Genomic DNA, 26,915 nt, shown 5'->3' with positions numbered 1-26,915 from the left:
GTCGGACGGTTGTGGTCGGGCGGCTGTGGCCGGGTGGTCGCGGTCAACGGGCCACGGGGGATGCGGCGGGCCGGGCGGAACGCCCGACGGTCCAGGTGTCCTTGCCGGTCAGGAGTGCGGCGAGGTCGCCTTTGCCGTGCTGGTCGATGGCGGTGTCGAGTTGGTCGGCCATCTGGGTGTCGTAGACGGGTCGTCGGACGGAGCGCAGGACGCCGATGGGGGTGTGGTGGAGGGTGTCGGGGTCGGCGAGGCGGGAGAGGGCGAAGGCGGTCGTCGGGGACGCCGCGTGCGCGTCGTGCACCAGGACCCGCGATTCGTTCTCGGGCGTGACCGTGACGACCCGCAGATCACCGGTCGCCTCGTCGCGTACGACCCCTCGCGCGCGGTCCGCCCCGAACCGGATCTGTTCGCCGTGCTCCAGCCGGATCACGGCCTCCTCCGCCTGCTGCCGGTCCTTGAGGGCGTCGAAGGCGCCGTCGTTGAAGATGTTGCAGTTCTGGTAGATCTCGACGAGGGCGGTGCCGGGGTGGGCGGCGGCCTGGCGCAGGACGTCGGTGAGGTGTTTGCGGTCGGAGTCGATGGTGCGGGCGACGAAGGAGGCTTCGGCTCCGATGGCGAGGGAGACGGGGTTGAAGGGGGCGTCGAGGGAGCCCATGGGTGTGGATTTGGTGATTTTGCCGGTTTCGGAGGTGGGGCTGTACTGGCCTTTGGTGAGGCCGTAGATGCGGTTGTTGAAGAGGAGGATTTTGAGGTTGACGTTGCGGCGCAGGGCGTGGATGAGGTGGTTGCCGCCGATGGAGAGGGCGTCGCCGTCGCCGGTGACGACCCAGACGGACAGGTCGCGTCGTGAGGTGGCGAGTCCGGTGGCGATGGCGGGGGCGCGGCCGTGGATGGAGTGCATCCCGTAGGTGTCCATGTAGTACGGGAAGCGGGAGGAGCAGCCGATGCCGGAGACGAAGACGATGTTCTCCTTGGCCAGGCCGAGTTCGGGCATGAAGCCCTGGACGGCGGCGAGGATCGCGTAGTCACCGCAGCCGGGGCACCAGCGCACCTCCTGATCCGACTTGAAGTCCTTCGGCTGGAGCCGGAGTTCAGTTCCCACGGATCGTCTCCCGCAGTGTGTGGGCGAGCTGGCCCGCCTTGAACGGTGAACCGGTGACCTGGGTGCAGGAGTGCACGTCGACGAGGTACTTCGCCCGGATGAGCATGGCGAGTTGGCCGAGGTTCATCTCGGGCACGACGACCCGCTCGTACCGTGCGAGGACCTCGCCGAGGTTTTTGGGGAAGGGGTTGAGGTGGCGCAGGTGTGCCTGTGCGATGGATTCCCCGGTGGTGCGCAGCTGTCGGACGGCCGCGGTGATGGGGCCGTAGGTGGATCCCCAGCCCAGGACCAGGGTGTCGGCCCGCTGCGGGTCGTCGACCTCGATGTCGGGCACGTCGATCCCGTCAATCTTGGCCTGGCGGGTGCGGACCATGAGGTCGTGGTTGGCCGGGTCGTAGGAGATGTTGCCGGTGCCGTCCTGCTTCTCGATGCCGCCGATGCGGTGCTGGAGGCCGGGGGTGCCGGGGATCGCCCAGGGGCGGGCGAGGGTGTGGGGGTCGCGTTTGTAGGGCCAGAACACCTCGGTGCCGTCGTCGAGGGTGTGGTTGGGTCCCTGGGCGAACTGGACGGTCAGGTCGGGCAGTTCGTCGGTGTCGGGGATGCGCCAGGGTTCGGAGCCGTTGGCGAGGTAGCCGTCGCTGAGGAGGAAGACGGGGGTGCGGTAGGTGAGCGCGATCCGGGCGGCCTCAATCGCCGCGTCGAAGCAGTCGGCCGGTGTCCTGGGTGCCACGACGGGTACGGGGGCTTCGCCGTTGCGGCCGAACATGGCCTGGAGGAGGTCGGCCTGTTCGGTCTTGGTGGGCAGGCCGGTGGAGGGTCCGCCGCGCTGGATGGCGACGACGAGCAGGGGCAGTTCCAGGGAGACGGCGAGGCCGATGGTCTCCGATTTCAGTGCCACGCCGGGTCCGGAGGTGGTGGTGACGGCGAGTGATCCGCCGAAGGCGGCGCCGAGTGCGGCGCCGATGGCGGCGATCTCGTCCTCGGCCTGGAAGGTGCGGACGCCGAAGTTTTTGTGGCGGGAGAGTTCGTGGAGGATGTCGGAGGCGGGGGTGATGGGGTAGGAGCCGAGGTAGAGGGGCAGGTCGGCCTGGCGGGAGGCGGCGATGAGGCCCAGGGACAGGGCGAGGTTGCCGCTGATGTTGCGGTAGGTGCCGGGGGGGAAGGCGGTGGTGGCGGGGGCGACTTCGTAGCTGACGGCGAAGTCCTCGGTGGTCTCGCCGAAGTTCCAGCCGGCGCGGAACGCGGCGAGGTTGGCGGCCGCGATTGCGGGTTTCTTGGCGAATTTGGCGGCCAGGAACTTTTCGGTGCCTTCGGTGGGCCGGTGGTACATCCAGGACAGCAGCCCCAGCGCGAACATGTTCTTGCTGCGTTCGGCTTCCTTGCGGCTGAGGTCGAAGGTTTTGAGGGCTTCGACGGTCAGGGTGGTCAGGGGGACGGGGTGGACGTTGTAGCCGTCCAGTTGGCCGTCGTCCAGGGGGCTGGTGGTGTAGCCGACTTTTTGCAGGGCGCGTCTGGTGAATTCGTCGGTGTTGACGATGATCTCGGCGCCGCGGGGCAGGTCGGCGATGTTGGCCTTGAGTGCGGCGGGGTTCATCGCGACGAGGACGTCGGGGGCGTCGCCGGGGGTGAGGATGTCGTGGTCGGCGAAGTGCAGCTGGAAGCTGGAGACGCCGGGCAGGGTGCCGGCGGGGGCGCGGATCTCGGCGGGGAAGTTCGGCAGGGTGGAGAGGTCGTTGCCGAACGACGCCGTCTCGGAGGTGAACCGGTCACCCGTGAGCTGCATCCCGTCACCGGAATCCCCGGCGAACCGGATGACCACCCTGTCCAGGCGGCGCACGTCCTTGGTGCGGATCCCGGCCGGCATCGGCTCGGCCTGTTCGATGTCCACGGTGTCTACCGTCACGCGTCTCGTCTCCTCTGGCTTTCCGCTGTCCGGCGCCGCTGCGCGGGCCAGGCCCTGCCGCCGCGCCCCCGTCGTCCCGGTGGGCGGGAACGTGCCGACAGGACCTGCCTGACCGGGACGCTAGGCAGGCCGCCTTGCGCCGGGCCAAAGCGCCCCGCGCGGGCCTCCGGCTAGCGCTGCCGACCGCCCGCCGCCGGTTCAGCGGAGGTTCAGCGGTTCTCCAGAGCGGCTCGCGACCCTGTCCACGGCCGGTGGACAGCCGGGTTCGGCGTTCTCTTCCCCGGCGGGGCACCCACGGCCCCCGCCCGCCGCCACCGCGCACCGGCCTGCCCGACTTCCCCTCTTCGCCCCGTACGAAGGAGCACCCCTTGGACGCGTCAGCTTCGGCCTCCCGCCGGACCCTGCTGAGAGTCGCCACCGCCGCCGGCCTGGGCGGGGCGCTCGCCGCCACCCCGATGCCGGCGTTCGCGAAACCCGCGCGCTGCCCGCTGCCGCGCAGCCTCACCGTCACCGCCCCGGGCCTGTACCCGGAGGGCGTCGCCTGGGACCCCACGAGGAAGGCGTTCCTCGTGGGGTCCAGCGCGCAGGGCACGATCTCCGTGGTCCGGGCGGACGGCACCGTGACCCCGCTGGTGGCCCCCTTCGCCCGGGTGTCGGTCCTCGGCATCACGGTCGACGCGCCCCGCCGCCGGGTCCTGGCCGCCTACACCGACTACTTCTTCCGGCTGATGGGCATCGTGGACCCCTCGCTGCCCCCGGTCTCCGGGGTCGGTGTCTTCGACCTCGCCACCGGCGCCGTACAGCACCTGGTGGACGTGTCCGACGGACAGCCCCTGCCGCGTGCCAACGACCTGACCGTGGACCGCGACGGAACCATCCACGTCACCGACACCGGCGTCGACACGGTCACCACGGTGAGCCGCGACGGCGAGGTCCTCCAGATCCTCCGCGACGACCGTTTCGCCACCGCCGACACCGGCCCCAACGGCATCGTCCACCACCCCGCCGGCTTCCTCCTCATGGGCAAGTACGAGGGCGGCCGCCTCTTCCGCATCGACCGCCCCTGCTCGGCGCGCCCGAAGGTCAGCGAGGTCCGCCTGGACGGCGCGCCGGCCTCCCTCGACGGCATGGCCCTGCGCCCCGACGGCTCGCTGGTCGTCGTCTCCAACGACCTGTCGCTCTCCGGCGGACGGCAGAGCCGGGACGCCGTCCTGGTGCTGCGCTCCACCGACGGCTGGCGCACCGCGCGCACCGTCCAGGACCAGACCTGGCCGCACGAGGACCCCACGACGGTCGCCGTGACGCCGTACGGCGACTACGTGGTCAGCGGCGGACTCCGCGAGATCCTCACCGGCGTCCCCTCGACCACGCCCGGCAAGTTCCACCTGCGCCGCCGCTGACGGCACCGGTCGGCGTCCCCGGGCGTCCGGGGCCGCGTACGGCGCCGCGGGTGCCGTAGCCGACCCGGCACGCACCTCACCCACCCCGACGTCCCGGGAGCCCCCATGACCTCAGTGACCAAAGACAATCCGCCCCCCGAAACCGCCCCGCCCCCCGGGGCGTTCACCGCCCTCGCCCGGCTGGCCGCCGGCCGTGCCCGTCTGCTGCTCGTGCTCACCGTGGTCCTGCTCGCCGGGGCCGTCGTCCTCGGCAGCGGCGTGGCCGACCGGCTGCGCAGCGGCGGCAGCGGCGGTGTCGTCGACCCCTCCTCCGAGTCCTCGTACGCCGCCGGCGTCCTGGAACGGGAGTTCCCCGGGGCCCGCCCCAACCTCGTTCTGCTGGTCCGTGCCGACGCCGGTGTCGACGACGCCGACGTGGCGCGTCAGGGACGGGAGCTGGCCGCCCGGCTCGCCGACGAGCGGGGCGTCACCGGCGTCACCTCCTACTGGGACACCGGCTCCGGGGCGCTGCGCTCCGAGGACGGCAGTCAGGCCCTGGTGGTCGCCCGGCTCACCGGGGACGAACTGGAGGCCGACCGCACCCTGGAGGACCGTGTCGTCGGGCACTTCGACGGACGGCAGGGCGATCTGACGGTCCGGATCGGAGGCAGCGTCGCCGTCCAGAACGAGCAGCAGACCTTCATCCGCGAGGATCTCGTGCGTGCCGAGGTCATCGCGTTGCCGATCACGCTCCTCATCCTCATGGTCGTGTTCGGCAGCGCGGTCGCCGCGCTGCTCCCGGTCGGCATCGGGGTGATCGCGATCCTCGGCACCAACGCGGTGCTGCGGGTCCTCACCTCCTTCACCGACGTCTCCGTCTTCGCCACCAACCTCACCACCGCCCTCGGCCTGGGCCTCGCCATCGACTACGCGCTGCTGATCGTGCGCCGCTACCGCGAGGAACTCGCCGCCGGCCGGGACATGCCCGGCGCGCTCGCCGTCACCCTCAACACCGCCGGCCGGACCGTGCTGTTCTCGGCCGCGACGGTCGCCGTCTCGCTCGCCGCGATGCTGGTGTTCCCGCTGTACTTCCTGCGCTCCCTCGCCTACGCCGGGATCAGCGTGGTCGTCCTCGCCGCCGTCGCGGCCCTGGTGGTGCTGCCGGCCCTGCTCGCCGTCCTGGGCCGGCGGATCGACGCCCTCGACGTACGCAGGCTGGTCCGGCGCCGCTCCCGCGAGCGCCGGGAGCCCGCGGCGGCCGGGGCAGGCTGGGCCCGGCTGGCCCGGTGGGTGATGCGGCGCGCCCCGCTGGTGGCCACCGGCACCCTCGCCGTGCTGTTGCTGCTGGGCGCGCCGTTCCTGAACGTCGACTTCGGCACCGCCGACTACCGGCAGCTGCCCGCGTCCGCCGACTCCCGGGTGGTGCAGGAGCACATCAGGGACCGTTTCCAGGGCAGTCCCACCGGCGCGATCGAGGTCGTCACCCGCCGGGCGCCCGCCGCCGGACTGGGCGAGTACGCCGAGCGGCTGTCCCGGATCGAGGGGGTGCTGCGGGTGGACGCGCCGACGGGCACCTACACCGGCGGCCGGGCCGCCGGACCCGCGCAGCCGGGCCGGACCGCCGGCGAGATCGCGTACCTCACCGTGGTGCCCGGCGTGGAGGCCGTCTCCGACGAGGGCAAGGACCTGGTGCGGGACGTCAGGGCGGTGGACACGGACTTCCCCGCGTCCGCCTCCGGAACGACCGCGGCCCTCGTCGACAGCCAGGCGGCCATCGGACGCGGTCTGCCGTGGGCGGTCGGCATCATCGTGCTCGCCACCCTGGTCCTGGTGTTCCTGCTGACCGGCAGTGTGCTGGTGCCGCTCCAGGCCGTCCTGCTCAACGCGCTCAGCCTCACCGCGATGCTGGGGGCCGTGGTGTGGGTCTTCCAGGACGGGCATCTGTCGGGGCTGCTGGGCTTCACCCCGACCGGGAGCATCGAGACGGCCCTGCCGGTGCTGATGTTCTGCCTCGCCTTCGGACTCTCCATGGACTACGGGGTCTTCCTGCTCTCCCGGATCAAGGAGGAGCAGGAGCGCACGCACGACCACCGGGCCGCGGTGATCGAGGGGATCCGCTCCACCGGTGGAGTCATCACCGCCGCCGCGCTCGTCCTGTCGGTGGTCATGGTGGCCATCGGCACGTCCCGGATCACCAACACGAAGATGCTCGGGCTGGGGGTCGCCCTGGCCATCCTCATGGACGCCATGGTGATCCGCACGCTCCTCGTCCCCGCCGTGCTGTCGCTCACCGGCCGGGCGACCTGGTGGGCCCCCGGGCCGCTGCGCCGGCTGCACGCCCGGTTCGGCATCCGTGAGGGCGGCCCGGCCCCCGCCGCACCGGCACCGGACGGTCCGGTCGAGCCGGCCGCGTCGGTACCGCAGGAGAAGGAACGGGCCGACACGGTCGGCGCGGCGGCCGGAAAGCCGTCCGGCTGACGGTACGTCGGACCGGCGAACACAGGGTGCGGGAGGACCTCGACAGGTCCTCCCGCACCTCTTTGCCCGGGCACAAGCGACCGCCGTTAGCGTCCGGGCAACGCGTCGGGCGGACGCCGCGGCGGCAACGGGCGCCCGCCCGGCCGCCGGCCGCCCGAAGGCCTACGGCACCGCCGGGCCCGCGCCGGGCCCGCGCCGGGCCCGCACCGAGTCCGGACGCGCCGGAACGGCCGACTCGGCCGATCCAGCGGCACCTGCCGGTCCGTCGGCACCTGCCGTTTCCGTCAGGACCGCCCGCACGACACCCGCCGCCCGCACCGGCACGCGCCGCCCGGGTCTGGGCCTACGAGATCCACATGGCCCGGGTCCCCGGAGTCTCAAGGGATCGACGAGACCCACGAGACCCACGAGACCCACGAGGCCCACCAGCCGCATCAGCCCCAAGAGATCGACAGACCCACCGACCCACCAGATCGACCAGACCCACCAGATCAACCAGATCGACCAGAGCAAGGGGGACCAGTCCGATGACATCCACACACCAGACCGGGCCACAGGCGCGGTTCGTACGCCGCGTCGCGGTGGGCGAGGGGAGCGCCATGGCGGTCGACACGATCGTCGTCGACTACGGAGGAGTACTGACCAACCCGCTCGTGGAGACCTTCGCCGCCTTCGCCGAACTGGCCGGCATCGAGGCGGGCGACCTCGCCCAGGCGTTCCTGGCGGCGACGCAGCTGCACGGGGAGACCCCGATGGCCGCCCTGGAGACCGGCGAGATCACCGAGCGGCAGATGGTGGACCGGATCCTCGCGCAGCTCCCCGAGGGTGCGGGCCGGATCCTGGCGGACGGACGCGGCTTCGGCGAGCTGTGGTTCCGGGGCCGGCGCCCCAACGAGCCGTTCCTGTCCTTCCTGCGCGCCCTGCGCCGCGACGGCTACCGGCTCGCCCTGCTCACCAACAACGTCCGCGAGTGGGAACCGCTGTGGCGCGCCCAGGTCCCCGTCGACGAACTCTTCGACGTGGTCGTGGACTCGCACCGGGAGGGCGTGCGCAAGCCGGACCCCGCCGTCTACCGGATCCTGCTGGACCGGCTCGGCACCCCGGCGAAGCGGTGCCTGTTCGTCGACGACACGGACGAGAACTGCCGGGCCGCCGCCGAACTCGGCATGCGGACCGTGCGGTTCGCCGACACCGACAGCGCCGTCCGCGAGATCTCGGCGCTGCTGCACCGCCCGGTGGCCGTGGCCGCCGCGGCGGCGGGAGGTGCCCGGTGACCGCCACGCCCGTCCTGGTCGTCGGCGCCGGGCCCACCGGGCTCAGCGCCGCCTGCGCGATGTGGGACCTCGGCGTGCCCTGCCGGGTCGTCGACCGGCGTCCCGGCCCCGGCATCGCCCCCAAGGGGCTGGTGCTGTGGAGCGGCGCGCTCGAATGCCTGGCGCGCCTGGGGGTCGCCGAGAAGCTCACCGGGACCGCGCTGCCGCTGGCCGGGGCGTCGTACTGGTCGAACGGCAGGCGCATCGCCGGTGCGCGGTTCGGCACCCTGACGAACACCGCGTTCCCCGGCCCCCTCTGTGTGCCGCAGCCGGTCACCGAACGGGCGCTGCTGGACCGGCTGACGGAGCTGGGCGGCACGGTCGAGTGGGACACCGAGGTCACGGCGGTGACCGTGCACCGGGGCGGCCCCGAGGAGTCGGTGACCGTCGCCCTGAGCGCGGCCGGGGGCGAGGAGTCGGTGACGGTGCCCTGGCTCGTCGCCGCCGACGGCGCCCGCAGCCTGGTGCGCGACAGCGTCGGCATCCCCTTCGAGGGGCACACCTTCGACCGTACGTTCCTGATCGGGGACGGCCGGCTGGAGGGCGCGTCCGCCGAGGCCGAGGTCCAGCACCACATCACGCCCGACGGGGTGCTGGTGATCGTCCCCCAGCCCGACGGTCACCGGGTCTTCTTCGACACGGAACCGGACGAGCGGACCGAACCGCCCTCCGAACAGCTGCTGCAGCGGCTCCTCGACGAGCGGGGCCCGGGCGGGCTGCGGCTGCACGGCACCTGGTGGACCAGCCGCTTCCGGGTGCACGCCAAGGTCGCCCCGAGGTTCCGTGAGGGCCCGGTCCTGCTGGCGGGCGACGCGGTGCACGCCCACACCACCGCCGGCGGCCAGGGGCTCAACACCGGTGTCCAGGACGGCTACGACGTGGGCTGGAAGCTCGCGAGCGTCGTCCGCGGCGGTGACCCGGCCCTGCTCGACAGCTACGAGGCAGAGCGCCGCCCCGCGTCCGTCCGAGCGGTCGCGAACGGCGACCAGCAGACCCGGATGTGGCTGCTGCGCAATCCGGCGGCCCGGCTCCTGCGGAACACGGTCATGCGGGTGCTGTCCGCGACCGGCCTGCTGGAGCGCAAGGTGATCCCCCTGCTCGCCCAGCTCGACCTGGACCACTCCGGGAGCCCGGCGGTGACCGTGTCCGACGCGGTGGCCGGTGCGCCGCGCACGCTGAGGCCCGGGCGGCGGGCCCCCGACGCGGCACTGACCCCGGTGCGCGGCACGGCCGCGGCGACGCTGCACGACCACCTGGCGGCCGGGCGGCACACCCTGCTGGTGCACGGCGCCGGGGCGGCCGGTGCGGTGGCCGCGCGCGCCGCGGCGGCGGTGCGCGAGCGTGGCGCCGACGACATCGCTCAGGTGCTGTGGATCCGGCCCGCGGACACCGCCGACGCGCAAGTACCGCACGGGGAGGGCGAGTTGATCGTCGCCCGGGAGCAGGGCGACACGCTCGGCGGGGCCGGCTCCCCGTGGATCGCGTACGTGCGGCCGGACGGTGTCGTCGCGGCCCGCTCAGCCCCGGCCGGCCTCGACGGGCTCCTCGCCCGGCTGCCGTCCCGTCCGGCCCTCACGGCGCCGGTCCCCGCCGAGCTGCCCTGACCGGCTCGGCCCACCGTTCGCGACACCGAGACTTTGTTGGAAGGACCGACCATGAGCATTTCCACGTCCGCCCTCGCGTCCGAGACGGCACCGGTGTGCCCACGAACCCCCGAGGCGGAGCTGAGCTACGACGCGACCGTTCCCCGCACCCTGGTCCACCGGGCCTCGATAGCCGAGGTCTTCGTCACCGACTCGGCGCAGACGGGCGAGGACACGTACGCGGTCGCCGCCCAGCTGCCGCGCGGCCATCTGATCGGGGAGGCCTCCCCGTCGTACGACTTCACCCTGCTGGTGGAGGTGGTGCGGCAGGCCGGGGTCCTGATCGCCCACCGCCATCTGGAGGTCGAGCTGGGCTCGGCGTTCATCTTCCGGGACCTCCGGCTGCGGGTCACCGCGTTCGAACCGTTGCGCATCGGCCGCCGGCCGGCCGATCTGCGCATCGACGTGAGCGTGCGGACCCGGCGCAACAGGGCGGGCCGGATCCAGGGGTTCACCTTCACCGGGGACGTCGCCGTCGACGGGCGGCCCGCGATGCGCGGAGAGGGCGGGCTGCTGATCCTGTCCAGGGCCGCGTACCGGGCGATGCGCAGCAGGCGGCAGCTGCCGGACCACCCCGGGTTCCTGCTGCCGCGGTTCACGGCGGCCGAACCGTGCTCCGTGGGGCGGCGCGACGCCAGGAACGTGTTCGTCACCGAGCCCGTCGCGGACAGCGAACAGGGCCGTTTCGCCTGCCAGTTGGTGGTGGACACCAGTCATCCGCACGTCTTCGACCACCCGCTGGACCATGTGCCGGGCCATCTGCAGATGGAGGCGGCGCGTCAGCTGGCGGTGGCCTCCGTGGCCCGGCTGCACGGCCTGGACCCGGGCAGCCTGTCCGTCGCCTCCATAGAGACCGATTTCACCGACTATGCCGAACTGGACCGGATCACCAGCCTTCGGGCGACGGTGGGCGGATTCCGGTCGGACGAGGCCCTGGGCACCTTCACCATCCCGGTCGCGGTGGAGGCCGTGCAGGAGGACACGGTCACCACCGCCATGCGGCTCGAAGTGGCGCAGTGCCCCCGCAATGAAGATGAAGTTTAAAGGAAATCGCTCTCTGATCTTTTACGCACACTCTGGGTCAAGTAGTGTCCTCGTCGAACGGGCCGTCCTGATCGTCTCGGCCCGACGGGGGGAGCACAGTGATCCGCATCCTGCTCGCCGAGGACATGCACATGGTCCGGGGGGCGTTAGTCGCCCTGCTGACCCTGGAGGATGACCTCACGGTGGTGGCCGAGGTCGAGCGCGGGGACCGGATCGTCCCCACGGCGCTGGAGTGTGAGCCCGATGTCGCCGTCATCGACGTCGACCTGCCCGGTCTCGACGGACTGAGCGCCGCGGCCCAGCTGGCCGGGCGACTGCCCTCGTGCCGCACGCTGATCCTGACCAGCCTCGGCCGTCCCGGCACGCTCCGCAAGGCGCTCGCGGCCCAGGTGGGCGGCTTCCTCCTCAAGGACGCGCCGCCGGACCGGCTGGCCGACGCGGTGCGCGACGTCGCGGCGGGGAAGCGGGTGATCGACCCCCAGCTGGCCCTCGCGGCCTTCGACAACGGGGAGAACCCGCTGACGCCCCGTGAGACGGAGGTGCTGCGGATGGCCGCCGACGGAGCGGAGGCCGCCGACATAGCGAGCCGGCTGTTCCTCTCGGTGGGCACGGTGCGCAACTACCTGACGACCGTCGTCACCAAGCTCAACGCGCGCAACCGCGTCGACGCGATCCGGGTGGCCAGGGAGAGCGGCTGGCTGTAGCCCGGCGCGCGGCGCCGAGCCGCCAGGAGGACCACGAGGGCCGGGCGGGTGGTACGACCACCCGCCCGGCCCTCGCTCCCTTCCGCCGCCCGTGACGCCGGCGCGGGCGGCGGCCCGCCCCAAGGCGGGTGCTCAGGCGCTGTGACGGGCGCCCCGGCGCAGCGGGGCGGTGGCCCGCAGGACGAACCACCCCTGCTCGTCCAGCCCGGACGTCAGCCGGCCGCCGACCGCCGTCAGCCGGAACTGCAGATTGCCCAGACCGCTGCCGTCCGCGTCGGAGGAGGGGTCCCGGAAGCCCGTGGCGGTCTTCTGCACCCCGTCGTTGGCGATGGTCAGCTCCAGCTCGCCCGAGGACGTCCTGCGGCTCTCGATCCGGCAGTGCTCCGCCTTGCTGTGGCGCAGCAGATTGGTGATGGCCTCCCGGAGCACGGTGGCCATGATGGTGTTCACGTCCCCCTCGGGGAGGTCCACACGGCACCGCACCTCCGCCTGGATGCCGGCGGCCGCCAGGACGGCCTGCGCCGACACCGCCTCGGTGGTCAGCGACATGTCCCGGTAGCCGCGGGCGACCGTGCGTACGTCGGCGAGCGCCTGCCGGGAGATCTCCAGGATGCTCCGGAGCTCCTCCAGGGCCCGCTCGGGGGCCGCGGGCACCAGACGGCACGCCAGTTCGCTCTTGAGGGTCACGGCGGACAGGCTGAAGCCGAGCAGGTCGTGCAGGTCACGCGCGAAGCGGAGCCGCTCCTGGGTGACGGCCAGCCGGGCGAGTTCCGTCTGGGCCGCGTGCACCTCGACCACCAGCTGGGCGAGCCGGTTCAGGCCGTACACGATCAGTCCCGTCAGCACGGTGGAGACGGCGATGTACACCGAGCCGACGAGGTCCATGCCCAGCAGCGGCCCGGTCGCGGCGGCCGCCACGGCGACCAGCCCGAACAGCGGCCAGGCCACCGTCTGCCGGAGTACGAGCAGGAGGGAGGCGCCCAGGAATCCCGCCATCCCGCCCCACCCGAAGCCCAGGGCGAACAGCGGCAGATAGGTGATCAGAGCCTGGAGGGTGAGTGTCCACCGGTACCAGCGGGCCCGGAATCGCCGGAACCGCTGTGCGGTGTGCACCAGTTGGAGAAGGAAGACCAGGCTGAAACCGAACGCCGAGGCGACCAGGGTGAGCGGTCCGGGCTCGGCGTCCGCGATGTTCAGGAAGCCGGTCAGGACGAACCCGCACTCGACGACGAGAACGACGCTTCGGGCGAGCCGGGGCGGCGGGGCACTGAGGCCCAGGAACCGCACCGCCGCCGAGAGAGGGGGATTGCCGCCGACCCCGCCGTCGGCGGGGTCCTTTAAGGAAATGTCGGCGTCTGTCTCCGCGTCCGGCGCGGCTGCCTCCATGAATACCCCTCACACGAACGGGATCAAGGAGCGATCAGTCTAAGCGGGAACTATGAACTTTAAGTATTAGATGCAGGACTCATGGATCAACTGTGTGCTTTACGTGGATGCTTGCTGACGGCTGAGGGGTCACCCCCAGGGCGAAGCCGCCCACGCTCGGCTCGGTGAGCCAGTCGGTTCCGGTGGTGCGGGCGGCCAGTTCGATGTCGCCGCTGCCGAGGGCGCAGGAGGCCAGCCCCATCGCGGTCCCGATCAGATACAGGTTCTGGATCACCGCGCCGACGTGCTTCAGCGTCAGGGAGTAGGGGAGGCCGCTGTACTTCCACGACAGCCGGTGGATGCGCGAGGTGATGGTGATGACCACGGGGGGCGGTGCGTCCAGCCCGGCGCTGATCTGCGCCTCCGCGAGCAGTTCAACCGTCGCCGCGTCCGTCGCGCCCTCGCCGAGGTGCACCAGGCAGTGCTCCAGCGGCGCGTAGTAGTGGGTGCCCGAGGGGATGCCGGCGCAGTCCCGGACGGTGAGGTAGAACTCGAGCTCGTAGGCGCGGCCGCCGCTGGGATACGGCCGGTCGGTGTACCCCTCCGCGTGCCGGCCCTCGCCGGGCTGCTCGTGCAGGCCGCGGACCCGCAGGGCCCGGTACAGGAACTCGCCCAGGACGGCGGCGGTGAGCGGCTCCGAGCCGTAGGACCGGATGCTGTGCCGCTCCTCCACCACGGTGGTGAGCGGCGGATCCGCGGCCGCCACCTCGCTCAGACAGGGCCGGGGCAGCAAGAAGCGCGGTCCGTCCGGCAGCGGCTTGACGGCCGGGGCGGGGGGCAGGCGGTCGGCGAGCGGATAGGTGGCGCCGAAGTCCGCGTCGTGCCGGCCGAGGGTGGAGCGGCTGTGGAAGAGCAGGTCGACGGCGCCCCACGACAGCAGCGCCGGGTCCTGGTCCTCCGCGAACGTCGGGACGGCGCCGCCGCCTCTGCCGTCCTCGTCCGCGCCCGCCCGGCTCGGGAGGTCTCCCTCGGCGGGCACCCGCTCGGAGGCGAGGAGCATGCCGGTCCCCAGCAGATAGGCGATGATCTCCGCGACCGCCGGGGCGGGCAGGGGGACGGCCGCCGTGATCTCGTCGACGGTGTGCGCGCGGCCGAGCATCCCGATCACCCAGGCGGCCTCCGGACCGTGCACCACGACCCGGTACAGCGACACGGGGCTCTCCAGGACGAAGCCCTCGCCCTCGCTGCGCAGGAACGCGAAGCGGGACAGCCGCACCGGACGGTCCCGGTCGACGGTGTCCGGCCGGTACCGCGCGGACTGCACGATCGGGACCACCGACAGCAGCGGCTGCTCGGCGTCCTCCAGCATCAGCGAGCGCACCACCAGGTGCCGCAACCGGTGCAGCAGCATCAGTATCTCGGCCTGCTCGTCCGCGGCGCCGGCCGTGCGCCCCCCGGGGGAGGAGGGGCGCACGGTGCCTTCGGCGGCCATCTCGGCCACCACGTTGGCCAGCGAGATCGGGCCGAGACTCATCCGCCGCAGGGCCTCGCGCACCAGCGGGCCCGCCCGGAGCAGCCGGGACTCCCCCCACCGCCCGGAGAGCACCACGGAACCGTCCGCACCCCCCATGTCCACCAGAACGTCCTCGCGGAGCGACCACAGGGCGACACAGCGCCTGTCGCTCCGCGTCGTCGCGGCTGAGCTGAACGGCCTTTCGGCGGACATCGGGGGCTCCTGAGGGACGGGAACGGCGGTGGGGCGCCGTTCCGGACGAACAGTCAGACGAACAGAGGGACGGGGTTCAGGTCCTCGTACGGGGTCGGCGCGGCCAGTCGGCCCAACCGCACCGGTACGTCGAACAGCCGGCCCGGCGCGTACCGGGCCCAGAAGTGGCGCAGCCCCGGTACGACGACCTTCATGACCGGAATCCCGAGGTCGGGCCTGGTCTGGTCGAGCACCAGCAGATCCATGCCGTGCCCGCGCAGCAGCTCCACCACGTCCTCGACGTCCTCCCGCAGGTCCGGACGGTCGCGGAAGACGAAGTCGGCCGGGCCGCGCGCCGGTTGCGCGGGGTCGGGCAGCAGGTAGGGCTGGGTGGCGACGGTCGCCCCCCACCACCAGCCGAGCGGCTCGGGGTCCGTCGAGCCGTAGCCCGTGCCGTCGGGCCCGGCGCCGATGACCGCGGGGAGTAACTGGTTCATCTCGGTCAGGGCGCGGCGCAGCGCGACGGCCGGGTCGAAGTGCGCGCCGAACCCGAACATGATGTCCTCGGCGGGCTTGTCGGTGCGCCGCGAGAGGGCCGCGAACACCGGAATACCCAGGTCGGAGGTGAGGTCCAGTGCCCACACCTCACGGTTCATGTGCCGGTACACGTCGAGCAGTTCCTCGCTCCAGCCGTCACCGAAACCGCCCGGGCCGTCCAGCCGTACGCCCGGCTGACGGGTGCGGTTGTACCACCACAGGGCCACGGCGTCCCGCTCGACGAGTTCCAGGAAGCCGTGCAGGATCGCGTCCTCGGGACTGCTGCCCGCGGCGTTGCCGTTGGAGTCGGCGCGCAGCGAGCGACGCCCCGCGACCGGCGGGCAGGCCCCGTCCAGCGAGCCCGGGAAGTACAGCATGCCGGTGGGCAGCAGCCGCTGCCGGCCCTCGGTGAGGGACCACACCGGGGTCCAGTCGACCGGAGCCCGGTCGTCGAAGGGTTCGGGAACGTACTGGAACGCGCCGTGCAGGGCGTTCCACCGCTCGCGGTCACGGAACTGCCGGGCGGCGAACAACTGGCAGGCGTCCGGGGAGACGGCCGCGTCCCCCAGACCGCGCAGGCTGTCCCGCACGCGCGGCTCGTCCCCCTGGAGGGTACCGCTGTACCGCTCCAGCGCCTCGCACATGGCGCTCACCTCGGCGTCCAGCGCGGTGGCGCCCTTGCCGCCGCTGAGCTGACGCAGACCGGCCCGCAGCCGTGCCAGGTCGGTCCCGCCCAGCGCGGCGTTGCGGCCCGCCAGGTAGCAGTGCAGACCTTCCGGGGCCCGCGGGTCCCGGCGTATCTCCTCGATCACCCCGGTCACCGGGCTGACCAGGTGCTGGTAGCGGTCGCGGACCTCCTGCGGGGAGTGCGCCCGATGCCCCCCTCCGGCGCGCGGCGCCTTGGGCCGGGAGGCGAGCGTCACCGGCTGCCGCACCTGCCGCGCGACGAGGCCGGGGTCGCCGCAGTCCGGGCACTGGGGGCGGCGCCGCAGCTCGTGATGACGGGTCGTCAGGGCGAGGGTGTCCAGGGTCAGGACCGCCGACTGGCCCGGATAGCGGTAACCGGCCAGCCACTTCGCCGTCTCCAGCGCGGTGAGCTGCGCGGCCGCGGCGGCGGTCGGCGGCACCTGGGCGGCTGGCCGGGGCACCGGCCCGGTCAGACCGAGCGCCCGCCGCACCGGGGCCTCGCACAGCCGGTGGCCGCGCAGCCGGTGGGCCAGGCAGGACCAGCAGGGGCCGGCGCCCGGCCGGAACACCGGGCCGACCCACGCGGTGGAGGCACCGGGCCTGGCCAGCAGCCAGGACCGCCCCGTGGCCCGGTGCAGGGCGTCGATCTCGCGCAGCTCGGGGTTCAGGTAGTCGTCGCAGACGACGAGGGACAGCCGGGTGGCGTCGTCCCCGACCACATGGTGCGCACCGTGGCCGTCACCGGAGATCGCCAGTCCCGCGGCCCGGCACGCCTCCACCACTCCCTCGGCGTTCGCGCCGCCCACCGTCAGGACGTCCAGCGGAGCGGCGGCCACCCGCCCGAGGGCCGCCGTGCCGTCCAGCCCGGCCAGCTCCCAGTACGCGTGGGCGGGCCGCGTCGGGTCGTCGCAGCCGCCGGCCGAAGCCGGTGCCGAGTACCCCACGAGACCGGCCTGCGCGAGCCGCCCGATCAGGCGCCCCACCCGCTCGGGAGGAATCTCGGGGGCCGCGTCCCGCAGCACGGACGTCAGGTCCCTGGTGCCGTCCAGCAGGGGCACCAGAGCCTCTATGTGATCGCCCTGCAGAGCGGTCACCCCCCGGTCGGACAGCAGATAGGCCGCGTCGTCGGCGACGACCTCCGCTCTGAGATGGCTGCGGAATCCCACGAGCCGCCGGTCGTGCGTTCTCGGCGCCTGTGCCGGACGCTCCCCGTAGAGGGCGGTCACCGCAGGACCGCCCGGCTCCCGGCCCCCGCGCTCGTGTACTGGCGGGCCGGGGTCGGGTTGTCGGGCGCCAGGCAGAAGCAGAGGAACGCGTGGGCGCTCGCCGGCCGCGAGAGTTCCTCGATGGTCAGCTCGCACGCCGGGTTCTCGGGCAGCGCGGGGGGCTGCTGTCCCTGGGCCAGCGTGATGCCGAACTCGTCGAGCACCGAACGGGCGTCCACCTGGTAGCGGCGCGAAAGCTCGGGCTCCAGCCACGCCTGTGCGACCAGCTCCATGAACCGCAGTTCCTGGGCGGGGGTCCGGTCGAGACCTACGGTCTGGTCCATGTCGCACGCACCGTCGAGAGTGGAAATAACGCCTTCGTGCACGTTGCCCTCCGTTGAACCTGTGTGTGGTGGATCGGACGTCGCCGTGGTCGGACCGGCAGACAGGATTCTTCGGGGACGGGGGTCGTCACCGACAGTGTTCCGCTCATGCCTCACGTGTGAATCCGTCATGGGTCACCTCCTCGGTAATTCACGCGTGAGCGATGAAGCGATCACTGGGACGGCACGGGCCGTCATGCCACTGTGGAGAGCCCCGAAACGCATCCCGAGCGGTTTTGGCTGGAGGGAGTCCACATATGGAGATCCGGGTCCTGGGGCCGCTCGTCGCCCATCTCGACCACACGTCCGTGGTGCCCAGCGCGGCCAAGCCCCGTCAGGTGCTCGCCCTGCTGGCCCTGCACGCGGGCCAGGTCGTGACCGTGTCCACCCTGCTCGACGAACTCTGGGGGGACGCCCCGCCGCGCACCGCGCCCGCCACCCTCCAGACCTATATACGGCAACTGCGCCGCAGGCTGGGCACGGTGCTGGGCCCGACCGCGGTACGCGGGCCGAAGGACATCCTGTGCACGCGCTACGGCGGCTACGCCCTGGACGTGGCCGGGCCCGACGACGCCACGCAGTTCCAGCGGCTGTCCGTGGCCGGGCAGACGGCGCTGCGCGAGGGCGCCGCCCGGGAGGCGTCCGCGCTGCTGCACCAGGCGCTGGCGCTGTGGCGGGGGCCCGCCCTGGCCGATGTGCAGATCGGCCGGGCGCTGGAGGTGGAGACCGTACGGCTGGAGGAGACCAGACTGGGCGCGCTGGACGCCAGGATCGAAGCCGACATGCGGCTCGGCCGGCACGCCGCGCTGCTCGGGGAGCTGACCGCGCTGGCCGCCCAGCACCCGCTGCACGAGACCGTGCACGCGCAGCTGATGCTCGCGCTCTACCGCTCCGGCAGGCCCTCCCACGCCCTCGGCATCTACCAGCGGCTGCGCCAGTGCCTGATCCGGGAACTCGCGCTGGAGCCGTCGACGCGGCTGCAGCGGCTGCACCAGGCGATCCTGCGGGCCGACCCCGTCCTGGAGTCACCGGATCCGGCCGTGTCCGCCGGCGACGGACTGCGCGCCGTACCTCTGACACCCGCCTCCGTCTGAGCCCCGCCTCCCCGAGGCGGGCCTGGAGCGTTCCTCTCCGCTCCCTGGGCGTTTGGCGGCCCTTAAGCGCCGCTCCCGACGCTGTGGGTACGGCGGGTACCGGCCACCTGGTGGCCACCGCGCAACGAGAGGAGTTCCGGTCACTATGACGCGATATCTGAGACGCGGTGGTCCACGCCACGACGGTCGCCTGCGCATGTTCTGCTTCCCCTACGCGGGCGGGGGCGCCTCCGCCTACGCCGGGTGGCAGCGCCGGCTGGGAACCGGGGTCGAGGTGCTGCCGGTGCAGCTGCCGGGCCGTGAGGGCCGGATGACGGAGCCGCGCTTCACCGATCTCCCCGCGCTCGTGGCGGACCTGGACCGGGAGCTCGGCGAGGAACTCGACCACCCGCACGTGCTGTTCGGGCACAGCATGGGGGCGCTCGTCGCCTTCGCCCTGGCCCAGCACCGCCGGGCCCGCGGCGAACGGCTCCCCCTCGCGCTCCTCCTCGGGGCCCACCGCGCCCCGCACCTGCCCGCCCCGCCCCTCACCCACGGCTACGTGGCGGACGACGCGGAACTCATGCGCGGGCTGGCCGCGTTGGGGGGTCTGCCGAGGGTGCTGCTGGACCGGCCCGAGTGGCTGGCGGCGCTGCTGCCCGTCGTCAGGGGCGATCTGATGCTCTGCGAGGGCGCCGGGAGTGTGGACCGTACCCCGCTGCCGATTCCGCTGCACACCTTCGCCGGCGCCGACGACCGCCTGGTGACCGTCCCGGAGGTACGGGAGTGGTCCCTGTACTCCACCGAGGGCTGCGAGACCGTCGTGATTCCGGGCGGCCACTTCTACATCAGGGAACAGGAGAGCGCCTTCCTCGACCGGCTCTCCGAGGCGCTGCGACGCTACGAGACCGTCCACCGCACCGGTGTGGGCGGCCGCGACTTCGCGGAGACCCCTCAGACGGTCGGCGTCTGACGCACCGCGCACGCGACCGACGGGCCGTCCGCTCCGGGATCGGAGCGGACGGCCCGCCGACGTGGGCGAGGAGCGGCCGGGTGCGCCGGGCCCTCGTGCGACCCGGTCAGTGCCGCAGCAGCCACCAGATCCTGTCGTACGCGCAGACGTGGTAGACCACCAGCACGATCAGGTAGTACTTGGCCACCTGCAGGGCTCCGATGTGCCGCAGCGCGGCCCAGGCCCCGCCGAGCACGGCGAGCTCCAGCAGCAGCCGCAGCGGACCGGGGGTGTCGAAGGTGGTCTCACCCGAGCGGGCCTCGTCGCCGGCGGTGGCGAAGTTGCCCCACAGCATCGCCATCGCCACGGGGACGGCGATCGCGGCGACGAAACGCAGCGGCCCCGGGACCGCGCGCCAGCCCCACACGGCGTAGCAGCCCAGCGCGAACACCTCCAGCAGGAACCGCAGGGCGAGGAAGAACGGGTTGTAGGCCAGCGCGATGGTCATCGAGTCGATCCCGCCTTCTCCGCCTGGGACTTGAGGGCCGCGGTCCAGTCGGCCAGGACGGCCCGCAGTTTGTCGCTGCTGTAGAGGAGGCCCGCCAGCGGACCGCCGATCGACTCCTCGGACCGCACCAGGGTGCCGCCGTGCGCCGGCTCCAGCAGGAAGCGATGCACTCCGCGGGTCCCGGCGAGCGTGCCGGTCCACGACAGCTCGGAGCCGGGCTGGACCACGGCCAGCGTGGACTTGACGCGCATTCCGTTCAGCACCCAGCGGAACGGCACGTCCGGCGCGGGTTCGCCGCCCGGGCGCGCCTCCCGGACCCCCGGTACCCAGGAGGGCCATCGAGCGATGTCGGCCAGCAGTTCCCACACCTCCGACGACGGGGCTCGGACAGTGACTTCGCAGGATGCGAGTACGGGCGCACCGGCGTCGACGGTCCCGTGCTTGGCGTACTGCTCGTGCAGGGTCCGCAGTGACGGGCCGACATACAGGGCTCTGCCCAGGAACGAGCTTTGCTGAACGGTCATCTGGTGAATCTCCTCATGCTGTTCGTGGTGCCGGCGCCACGCGAACGGGGCACGGGACGACCAGGTCTCCAGCGTCGCCCCCGCCGCTGGAGAATCGCTGAAGCGGTCGCCGTCACGGCCGTACGGGTACGGCACGCGCTCAGGCTCGGGGGCGGGCGGAGCCCTGGTGGGCAGGGGACGGTTCGGTCTCACGGGGGCCGGCGGTCGAAGGCGCGACGGCCGCCTCGGCACCCGCCCGTCCCGGCAGCAGCAGCGCGGCGACCACCGCTCCGCAGGCGACGGCCGCCGCCGCGACACCGAGCCCCGCCGCCGACGCGTCGTCGAAGGCCCGGCGGGCGGCGGCGGCCAGGACGTGCCCGGCCTCGCCCCCGGTCCGCTCGGCCGCGCGCAGGGTCTCGCCCACGGTCCCGGGCGCGCCCGCCAGGGCGTCGGCGTAACGGCCGGCGAGCACGCTGCCCACCACGGCCACCCCCAGGGCGGTGCCCAGCTCCTGCATGGTCATGTCCAGGGAGGCGGTGGACCCCGACCGCTCCGGGGGCACCAGGGACATCACCACGTGGGTGGTGGGGGCCATGGACAGGCCGAAGCCCACTCCGATGAGCACCAGACCCGCGAACACCGGCGGATACCCCTCGCCCCACTGCCCCAGCACCAGCACACCGCACGCGGCGGCCGACAGGCCCACGGCCACACAGCCCCGCGCCCCGGCCCGCCGGTCCAGCGCCGGACACAACAGCGTGCCCAGCAGCACCGCGAGAGCCACCGGCATCACGGACAGCCCCGAGCGCAACGGGGTGTAACCCAGCACGAACTGAAGCCGCTGGGTGAGCACGAACAGGGTGCCCGCCAGCCCCAGCATCAGGAGCAGAATGCTCGCGCTCGCCCCGATGAACGCCGGCCGGCGCAGCAGGTCCGTGTCGAGCAGCGGATGCGGGTGCCGCCGCTCCCACACCACGAACACGGTGCCCGCCGCCGCGGCCACGGCCAGTCCGCCGGCCACGGGCAGCGAGGCGAGCGCGTGCCCCGAGGTCTGGATGACGCCGAACACCAGCCCCGCCACGGCGGCGGTGCCGAGCAGCGCGCCGACCGGGTCGGGTGGCCGCGGCGCCCGGTCGGCGGACTCGCGCAGCAGCAGCGCTCCGCCGACCAGGACCACGGCCACCGGTACCAGGTTGACCAGGAAGATCGACCCCCACCAGAAGTGGCCGACCAGGGCACCGCCGGCCACCGGGCCGGCGGCGACCCCCAGGGCGGAGACCCCGCTCCACACCCCGATCGCCCGGGCCCGCTCGCTCTCCGGGAAGACGTCGACGATGAGGGCGAGCGTGCCGGGCATGATGAAGGCGGCGCCCAGGCCCATCACGACCCGTGCCGTCATCAGCTGGCCGGGGGAGTCCGCGCCGAGCGCGATCAGGGATCCGGCCCCGAAGACCGCCGCGCCGCCGAGCGTGGCCCGCTTGCGGCCGAACCGGTCGGCCACCGCCCCCGCGGTCAGCAGGGCGCCGCCGAAGGCCAGGGCGTAGCTGTCGACGATCCACTGGGCCTGCCCGATGTCCGCGCCCAGCTCGCGCATCAGCACCGGTATCGCCACATTGAGCAGCCCGTTGTTCAGCACGATGGCGAACAACGCCAGGGACAGTATCCCGAGCATCCACCACCGCCTGGGGTGTGGGCCGTCCCCCTCGGTCCTGTACATGTGCCGGCTCCTTTCGGCGGCCTGAACGCGGCGTTCCGAACGTCACGCGCCCCGAGCCTGGGCGGGGTCGCTGAAGCCGCACTTGCGCCCGCACGCCAAGGGACCCCGGCGGTCCCTTCTCTTTAGCCGGGCCAAAGCCGTCACCCGCACGATCCGCCTGAGGGCTCATCTCCTGACACGACACGACGCCGAGAGATCAGCCACCGATGATGGGAGGACCATGCGCTGGGAAAGCGTTTACGTGGCGGCCACGGGATCCTGGCTCCCGGAGCCGTATCCGACACGTGCGGCTGTGGAAGCGGGCAGGTACGACCCCGAGCAGTTCGAGGCCGACGCCCTGCTGTCCATCCGGGTGGCCGACGAGGACGTCGCGCCGCCCGACATGGCCGTGCAGGCGGCCACCACGGCACTCAAGCGCTCCGGGCTTGACCCGGAGACCGTGAGCCTGCTGCTGCACAGCTACGTCTGGTTCCAGGGGCAGACCCTGTGGCCGGTGGCCTCGTACGTCGCGGACAAGGCGCTCGGCAGGGACGTCCCCGCGTTCGAACTCAAGCAGGAGTGCAACGCCGGGACGGGCGCCATGGAACTGGCCGCCCGCCACCTGGCCACCACGCCCGGTGCCACCGCCGCGATGCTCACCACCGCGGACCGCTTCGGCGAACCGCTGATCGACCGCTGGCGCGACGAGGCCGGGATCGTCTACGGCGACGGCGGCACCGCGCTGCTGCTCTCCAACCAGAGCGGATTCGCCAAGCTGCTGTCGACGGCCACCCGGGCCGACAACTCGCTGGAAGTGGTCACCCGCGGCCCCGGGTTCACCCCGCTGCCCGACGAGAAGCCGCTCGGGCTCGCCGAGCGGCTCGGACACTACCTCCAGCACCACGGCAACCTGCGCGAGGCCACCCAGCGTCTGGTGGGCGTGGCGGTGGCCGCCGTCGACGCGGCGCTGGCCGACGCCGGCAAGGAGCGCGAGGACATCACCTGGGCCGTGATCCCGGCCAGCGGCCGCAGCAAGATGGAGTGGCAGGCCGGCACCGTCCTGGGGCTGGCGGAGGACCGCACCAGCTGGGAGTTCGCCCGGCGCAGCGGACACCTGGGCGCGGGCGACCAGTTCGCGGGGCTCAACGACCTCGCCGAGCGCGGGCTGCTGCGGGTCGGCGACACGGTCCTGCTGATCGGCGCCGGATCGGGGTTCACCTCCACCTGCGCCGTGCTGGAGATCACCGAGGAACCCGCCTGGCAGAACCCCGCCGCGCACGACGAGGAGGCGCGGTCGTGACCAGCACACTGACGTCCTTTCCCGCCTCGGCCCTGATCGACGACGCCGTCGGGACCGCGACCGCCCCCCGGGTCGACAACGCCGCCGAGGTGTTCCTGACGGCCGCCGCCGCCCGGCACCCCGACGCCCCCGCCGTGCGGGACCGCTACGGCATGTGGACCTACGCCGAACTCGACGCCGCCGCCGACTCCTTCGCCCGGCTCCTGGACGGCCACGGCATCAAGCCCGGCGACCGGGTGCTGGCCCGCGTCGGCAGCAGCCGCGAGTTCACCGCCCTGCTGTACGGGACCTGGCGGCACGGTGCCGTCCTGGTGCCCATCAACCCCGGCATGAAGGCCTTCCACCTCCAGTCGGTGCTCGCCGACTCCGAGCCCTCGCTGATCGTCGTCGAGGACGCCGAGCGCGACGGTGCCGACGGACTGAGCTGGCCGTCCGGGGTGCCGGTCGCGGTCGCCTCCGAGCTGGACCTGTCCGGTCCGGCCGACCCGGCCGCCCGTACCCAGACCGAGGTGCCCGCCGACCGGCTCGCCCTGCTCATCTACACCTCGGGCAGCACCGCGGCGCCCAAGGGGGTGGCCTGCCCGCACGGGCCCGTGGCGTTCGCCGCCCGCGCCATCGCGGCACGGCTGGACTACCGGCCCGACGACGTCGTGCTCACCGCCGTCCCGCTCTCCTTCGACTACGGCCTCTACCAGGTCTTCCTCAGCGCGCTGGCGGGCGCCGAACTGCTGCTGTCGGGCCCCGCCGACCACGCCCGGCTGCTCGGTTTCGCCCGGGACCACGGGGCGACCGTCCTGCCCCTCGTGCCGTCCCTGGGCGAACTGCTCGTCAAACTCGCCTCCCGCGACCAGCGGCCCACCCGGATCCGCCTGTTCACCAACACCGGGGCCGCCCTCAACGCCCCGCTCATCGCCACGCTGCGGGAGACGTTCCCCGGCGCGTCGGTGGCGCCCATGTACGGCACCACCGAGTGCAAGCGGATCACCATCCTCGAACCCGACGGCGATCTCGCCCGCCCCGGCTCGGTGGGGCCCGCGCTGCCCGGCACCGAGGTGCTCGTCGTCGACGACGACGGACGGCCGCTCCCGACGGGGGAGACCGGCGAGATCGTGGTGCGCGGCCCGCACCTGATGGCCGGCTACTGGCGTTCCCCCGAGCAGACCGCCCTGCGGTTCCGGCCGGGCGCGGACGGCGGCCCGGTCACCCTGCACACCGGTGACTACGGCCGCCTCGACGAGGACGGGCACGTCTACTTCCAGGGCCGCCGGGACGACCTGTTCAAGCGGCGCGGCTCGCGGATGACCTCCGTCGAGATCGAGGCCGCCGTGCTCGACATCGACGGCGTGCGGGAAGCGGCGCTGCTCGTGCCGGAGGACGACCGCGACATGGTCCTCTTCGTCGTCGGCGAGACCTCCGACGTGAAGGGGGAGCAGGTGCTGGCCCGGCTGGGGGACCGCCTCGAAGCCGCCAAGGTGCCGGACGTCTGCCATGTGCTGGACGCCCTTCCGCTCACCCCCAACGGCAAGACCGACCGCAAGGAGCTGCGCCGGCGGCTCTTGGAGGGCACCTATGTCCACTGACCGCGACCGCACCGGGCCCCCCGGCGACGACCTGACGGTCCGCCGCCTCGTCGAGCAGTACGGCAGCCCCCTGTACGTCTACGACCTGGCCCGGGTGCGCACCGCGCTGGAGGACCTGCGGGCGGCCCTGCCCCAGCCGTCCCGCGTCTACTACTCGCTGAAGGCCAATTCGCACCCCGATCTCGTCGCCGAGCTGCGCCGGGGCGGCGCCCGCGCCGAGGTGACCTCACGCGGCGAACTGGCCGCGGCCCTCGAAGCGGGTCATCCGGCGGCGGAACTGATGTACTCCGGCCCCGGCAAGGTCCCGGCCGAGCTGGAGGAGGCGATCGCGGCGGGGATGCGCACCTTCTCCGCCGAGTCCTTCGGCGATCTGGACCGGATCGGCGCCGCCGCGGACGCCCGGGGCGTCACCGCGGACTGTGTGCTGCGGATCAACGCGGCCGGGGCGCCGGGCCAGGGCGGCCTGCGGATGACCGGGGGCCCGTCCCAGTTCGGGTTCGACCTCGACGATCTGACCGAGCACGGGGCCCGGCTCCTGGTGAAGGGCGTCCGGATCATCGGCATGCACTTCTTCCCGCTCACCAACGCCCGGGACGAGGACGGCCTCCTCGCCGAACTGGCCCAGAGCGTGCGTACCGCCGCCCGCCTCCGGGACGAACTCGGCATCCCGCTGCACCTGCTGGACCTCGGCGGCGGCTTCGCCGCCCCGTACGCGACCCCCGGTGAGCGGCCCGCGTACCCCGGTCTGCGGTCGGCACTGTCCGCCGTGCTCGACGAGAGTCTGCCGGGCTGGCGCGACGGCGAACCGGTGGTCGCCTTCGAGTCCGGCCGCTATCTGGTCGGCGACAGCGGCCGGCTGGTGAGCACCGTCACCGACGTGAAGAACAGCCGCGGCAACACCTACGCGGTGCTCGACTCCGGCATCAACCACCTGGGTGGCCTGTCGGGCCTGGGCCGTCTGCTGCCCCTGTCCGCCCAGCCGCTGTCGGGCCCCGGCCCGGCGGCGCACGAGGCCGGTGACCGGGAACCCGCCCTGGTCACCCTCGCCGGTCCGCTGTGCACCCCCGCGGACATCCTCGCCCGCGCGGCGGACCTGCCGGGGCTGCGCCCGGGCGACCTGCTGGCCTTCCCCAACGTGGGCGCCTACGGACTGTCCGCGAGCCTGCTCGGCTTCCTCGGCCACCCGGCGCCCGCCGAACTCGTCGTGGACGGCGCCGAGACCGTCTCCGCCAGCCGCCTGGCCCTGCGGCGCCACACCGTCTCCCCCCTCACCGCATCACGTACGGAGGACATCACCGCCATGACCGAGACGACCACGGGGACGACGCCCGCCGGCACGGCCGACGAACCGGCCGCGCCCTGGGACCCGACGTACGCGGCACTGCTCCAGGAGGCCCTGCCCCGGCTCGCCGCCCAGGGCGAGCTGAAGCCCGACACCAGCCTCAAGGCGGCGGGCCTGGACTCGCTCGCGATGGTGGAGGTCCTGGTCCGGGTGGAGGAGACGTACGGCATCGCCGTCCCGGACTCCGAGCTGATGGCCGACACCTTCGCCACCCCCGCCTCGCTGTGGCGCGTGGTGTCCGCCCTGCGCGAGCAGGCCGCGGGCCGTGTCTGAGCCGGGTGCCGACGAAAGGCTGCGGTCCCTGCTGGGCCGCACCGCCCTGAGCGAGTGGCTGGCCGCCGTCTCCCGCGTGGAGGGCGGCGCGGCCGACAGCCTGCTGCGTCACCGCCACATGACATCCATCCCCTCGGCAGGGGTCCGACGGTGTCCGGAGCCCGCAGGCTCCGGACACCGGGCCTGACCGCCGCCGGAACCGCCTCGGTTCCGGCGGCGGTCGTCCGCCCCCTTCCGACC

At 73.1% G+C, this 26,915-nt stretch carries 21 protein-coding genes; 12 read left to right on the top strand and 9 right to left on the bottom strand.

The features are described from left to right. Positions 1-43: 43 nt before the first annotated feature. Both STRBO_RS0131820 and STRBO_RS0131815 read right to left on the bottom strand, forming a co-directional pair. Entirely contained in the window at positions 44-1,102 is a 1,059-nt protein-coding gene (locus STRBO_RS0131820) for a 2-oxoacid:ferredoxin oxidoreductase subunit beta (protein ID WP_005478967.1), read from the bottom strand. Continuing rightward, positions 1,092-2,966 carry a 2-oxoacid:acceptor oxidoreductase subunit alpha gene (locus STRBO_RS0131815; RefSeq protein WP_245170672.1) on the bottom strand — a complete coding sequence of 625 codons (1,875 nt, stop codon included), beginning with the start codon at positions 2,964-2,966 and terminating at the stop codon, positions 1,092-1,094. Before STRBO_RS0131815 ends, STRBO_RS0131820 begins: the two co-directional genes overlap by 11 nt. Before the next feature lie 407 nt (positions 2,967-3,373). Between STRBO_RS0131815 and STRBO_RS0131810 the strand changes: the two genes are divergently transcribed. The 6 genes from STRBO_RS0131810 to STRBO_RS0131785 all read left to right on the top strand — a co-directional run bounded on the left by STRBO_RS0131810 (position 3,374) and on the right by STRBO_RS0131785 (position 11,566). Beyond that, entirely contained in the window at positions 3,374-4,405 is a 1,032-nt protein-coding gene (locus STRBO_RS0131810; RefSeq protein WP_020115384.1) for an SMP-30/gluconolactonase/LRE family protein, read from the top strand. A gap of 105 nt (positions 4,406-4,510) precedes the next feature. Next, positions 4,511-6,862 carry an MMPL family transporter gene (locus tag STRBO_RS0131805; protein WP_005478964.1) on the top strand — a complete coding sequence of 784 codons (2,352 nt, stop codon included), beginning with the start codon at positions 4,511-4,513 and terminating at the stop codon, positions 6,860-6,862. 527 nt (positions 6,863-7,389) lie between these two features. Then, positions 7,390-8,136 (top strand): HAD family hydrolase, encoded by a 747-nt coding sequence (locus tag STRBO_RS0131800; RefSeq protein WP_237547324.1) that lies wholly within the window; start codon positions 7,390-7,392, stop codon positions 8,134-8,136. Then, a complete protein-coding gene (locus STRBO_RS0131795; RefSeq protein WP_005478958.1) occupies positions 8,133-9,779 on the top strand; it encodes an FAD-dependent monooxygenase in 1,647 nt (548 codons plus the stop codon). The genes STRBO_RS0131800 and STRBO_RS0131795 overlap by 4 nt, the downstream gene beginning before the upstream one ends. Positions 9,780-9,830: 51 nt before the next feature. Then, complete coding sequence (locus STRBO_RS0131790; protein WP_005478957.1) at positions 9,831-10,862, top strand: ScbA/BarX family gamma-butyrolactone biosynthesis protein; 1,032 nt, start codon at positions 9,831-9,833, stop codon at positions 10,860-10,862. 98 nt (positions 10,863-10,960) lie between these two features. Then, positions 10,961-11,566: a response regulator transcription factor gene (locus STRBO_RS0131785; protein WP_005478956.1), complete on the top strand. Its 606-nt coding sequence runs from the start codon at positions 10,961-10,963 to the stop codon at positions 11,564-11,566. Positions 11,567-11,698: 132 nt separating this feature from the next. Here STRBO_RS0131785 and STRBO_RS0131780 read toward each other — a convergent pair whose 3' ends face one another. The 4 genes from STRBO_RS0131780 to STRBO_RS0131765 form a co-directional block, all read right to left on the bottom strand. After that, entirely contained in the window at positions 11,699-12,952 is a 1,254-nt protein-coding gene (locus STRBO_RS0131780; RefSeq protein ID WP_005478955.1) for a sensor histidine kinase, read from the bottom strand. Positions 12,953-13,031: 79 nt separating this feature from the next. Then, a complete protein-coding gene (locus STRBO_RS0131775; protein WP_005478954.1) occupies positions 13,032-14,657 on the bottom strand; it encodes a SagB/ThcOx family dehydrogenase in 1,626 nt (541 codons plus the stop codon). Between the two features lie 53 nt (positions 14,658-14,710). Next, positions 14,711-17,086, bottom strand: coding sequence for a TOMM precursor leader peptide-binding protein (locus STRBO_RS0131770; protein WP_005478952.1), 2,376 nt, complete (start codon positions 17,084-17,086; stop codon positions 14,711-14,713). After that, entirely contained in the window at positions 17,083-17,409 is a 327-nt protein-coding gene (locus tag STRBO_RS0131765) for a TIGR04351 family putative TOMM peptide (protein ID WP_005478950.1), read from the bottom strand. The genes STRBO_RS0131770 and STRBO_RS0131765 overlap by 4 nt, the downstream gene beginning before the upstream one ends. 296 nt (positions 17,410-17,705) lie before the next feature. Here STRBO_RS0131765 and STRBO_RS0131760 point away from each other — a divergent pair, with 296 nt between their 5' ends. Continuing rightward, complete coding sequence (locus STRBO_RS0131760; RefSeq protein WP_005478947.1) at positions 17,706-18,542, top strand: AfsR/SARP family transcriptional regulator; 837 nt, start codon at positions 17,706-17,708, stop codon at positions 18,540-18,542. A gap of 145 nt (positions 18,543-18,687) precedes the next feature. Next, complete coding sequence (locus STRBO_RS0131755; protein WP_237547323.1) at positions 18,688-19,494, top strand: thioesterase II family protein; 807 nt, start codon at positions 18,688-18,690, stop codon at positions 19,492-19,494. 106 nt (positions 19,495-19,600) lie between these two features. Here the strand turns inward: STRBO_RS0131755 and STRBO_RS0131750 are convergent, their stop codons facing one another. The 3 genes from STRBO_RS0131750 to STRBO_RS0131740 all read right to left on the bottom strand — a co-directional run bounded on the left by STRBO_RS0131750 (position 19,601) and on the right by STRBO_RS0131740 (position 22,201). After that, on the bottom strand, positions 19,601-19,981 hold the full coding sequence (locus tag STRBO_RS0131750; protein ID WP_005478945.1) for a YrdB family protein: 381 nt from the start codon (positions 19,979-19,981) through the stop codon (positions 19,601-19,603). Beyond that, a complete protein-coding gene (locus STRBO_RS40685) occupies positions 19,978-20,505 on the bottom strand; it encodes an SRPBCC family protein (protein ID WP_020115383.1) in 528 nt (175 codons plus the stop codon). The genes STRBO_RS0131750 and STRBO_RS40685 overlap by 4 nt, the downstream gene beginning before the upstream one ends. 139 nt (positions 20,506-20,644) lie before the next feature. Beyond that, positions 20,645-22,201 carry an MFS transporter gene (locus STRBO_RS0131740; RefSeq protein WP_020115382.1) on the bottom strand — a complete coding sequence of 519 codons (1,557 nt, stop codon included), beginning with the start codon at positions 22,199-22,201 and terminating at the stop codon, positions 20,645-20,647. A gap of 220 nt (positions 22,202-22,421) precedes the next feature. Between STRBO_RS0131740 and STRBO_RS0131735 the strand changes: the two genes are divergently transcribed. Genes STRBO_RS0131735 through STRBO_RS43555 form a run of 4 tightly spaced genes read left to right on the top strand, consistent with a single transcriptional unit; the run spans position 22,422 to position 26,862 of the window. Then, on the top strand, positions 22,422-23,480 hold the full coding sequence (locus tag STRBO_RS0131735; RefSeq protein ID WP_028796953.1) for a ketoacyl-ACP synthase III family protein: 1,059 nt from the start codon (positions 22,422-22,424) through the stop codon (positions 23,478-23,480). Continuing rightward, entirely contained in the window at positions 23,477-25,060 is a 1,584-nt protein-coding gene (locus tag STRBO_RS0131730; protein WP_005478940.1) for a class I adenylate-forming enzyme family protein, read from the top strand. Before STRBO_RS0131735 ends, STRBO_RS0131730 begins: the two co-directional genes overlap by 4 nt. After that, positions 25,050-26,675 carry a phosphopantetheine-binding protein gene (locus STRBO_RS0131725; protein ID WP_005478938.1) on the top strand — a complete coding sequence of 542 codons (1,626 nt, stop codon included), beginning with the start codon at positions 25,050-25,052 and terminating at the stop codon, positions 26,673-26,675. The genes STRBO_RS0131730 and STRBO_RS0131725 overlap by 11 nt, the downstream gene beginning before the upstream one ends. Next, positions 26,668-26,862 carry a hypothetical protein gene (locus STRBO_RS43555; RefSeq protein ID WP_005478936.1) on the top strand — a complete coding sequence of 65 codons (195 nt, stop codon included), beginning with the start codon at positions 26,668-26,670 and terminating at the stop codon, positions 26,860-26,862. The genes STRBO_RS0131725 and STRBO_RS43555 overlap by 8 nt, the downstream gene beginning before the upstream one ends. Positions 26,863-26,915: the final 53 nt, after the last annotated feature.

This window comes from Streptomyces bottropensis ATCC 25435 (genome assembly GCF_000383595.1).
In the GTDB taxonomy this organism is placed as follows: Bacteria; Actinomycetota; Actinomycetes; order Streptomycetales; family Streptomycetaceae; genus Streptomyces; species Streptomyces bottropensis.
This window is presented reverse-complemented; position numbering and strand designations above follow the sequence as displayed.